Origin of the sequence: Microcoleus sp. B7-D4 (assembly GCF_036705125.1) — a bacterium.
Lineage (GTDB): Bacteria > Cyanobacteriota > Cyanobacteriia > Cyanobacteriales > Microcoleaceae > Microcoleus.
In genome coordinates this window covers 1-1,325 of the sequence record NZ_JAUBTT010000262.1, presented here as the reverse complement: position 1 = coordinate 1,325, position 1,325 = coordinate 1, and the positions used below count along the sequence as shown (strand labels likewise).

Here is a 1,325-nt window from a genome sequence, read left to right as displayed (position 1 = left end):
GTATTGTAAAACTTCGTTGAGTTTATAAGCAATTATAAACAATAGTAGTATGATATTATCATGGTGGTCGAGTGAACTACACATAGGTTAAAAAATGGAAGCCTTAAATGCAACTAACTCCAGAGGCACATCATTAAATCAACGGAACACCGTTTCGCCCAAATTGACGAATTAGCTTTCAAATCCAAAAACCTCTACAATGCCGCCAATTACGTCATTCGTCAGAGCTTTATTTATGGATGGAAGTATGTCAGTTATAACGAAATGAACCGCTTGATGAAGTCTCATGAAGCCTACAAGGCTTTGCCTGCCAAAGTCAGCCAGCAAATCTTGATGGTGCTAGACAAGAATTGGAAATCTTTTTTTGAGGCGGTTAAAGCTTACAAGGCTGATTCTTCCAAATTCACTGGTCGCCCAAAACTGCCAAAGTACAAAGATAAAATCAAAGGGCGAAACCTTCTCATCTACACAATTCAAGCGATTAGTAGCAAACAGTTGAAAAAGGGAATCATTAAGCTTTCGGGTACTGAGCTTTCAATTAAAACCAAAGTCAGCCCCGACCTGGTTTGCTTTCGTTAGACTGGTTCCGAAATGTGATTCCTATGTAATTGAGGTAATTTACGATGAACCGGAGTCCACCCTTGGCGAGGCCAACTCTGTAGCTAGTATTGATTTGGGGCTGGATAATTTAGTAGCGCTAACTTCAAATCAACCGGGATTTATCCCTTTGTTGATTAACGGGCGACCCTTAAAATCGATCAACCAGTTCTACAACAAACGCCAAGCAAAATTACAATCCCAATTGAGAGGAAATCGCAAAACTTCACCACGGATTCAGCGCTTAACACGCTGTCGCAATCAGAAAGTAGATAATTACTTACATCATACCAGTCGTGTGATTGTTGATCGTTTAACAGCAGAACAAATTGGGACGTTAGTAATTGGCAAGAATGCCCAGTGGAAAACTGAAATCGAGTTAGGGAAGAGAACTAATCAAAACTTTGTCAGCATTCCTCACTCTCGATTAATTGAAATGTTGGAGTACAAAGCTCGGTTGGCGGGAATCACGGTAATTGTGAAGGAAGAATCCTACACGTCCCGCTCCAACTTTCTGGGTTTAGATCCAATTCCTGTTTACGGTAAAACAGAAAAAGAGCCTGTGTTTACTGGTAAACGGATTAAGCGTGGTTTGTACAAAACATCGACGGGTCAATTAATTAATTCTGACGTGAATGCTTCGTACAACATTCTCAGAAAAGCAATCCCAAATGCGTTCAGCTTTCTTGATAGGGAGCTGCGTAGTTGGGCCAATGCGGGTTAATCCG

The 1,325-nt window shown here is 40.9% G+C and carries 1 pseudogene; it reads left to right on the top strand.

The features are described from left to right. Positions 1-107: 107 nt before the first annotated feature. A pseudogene (locus tag QUB12_RS37360) lies at positions 108-1,325 on the top strand (RNA-guided endonuclease InsQ/TnpB family protein); the annotation flags it as partial.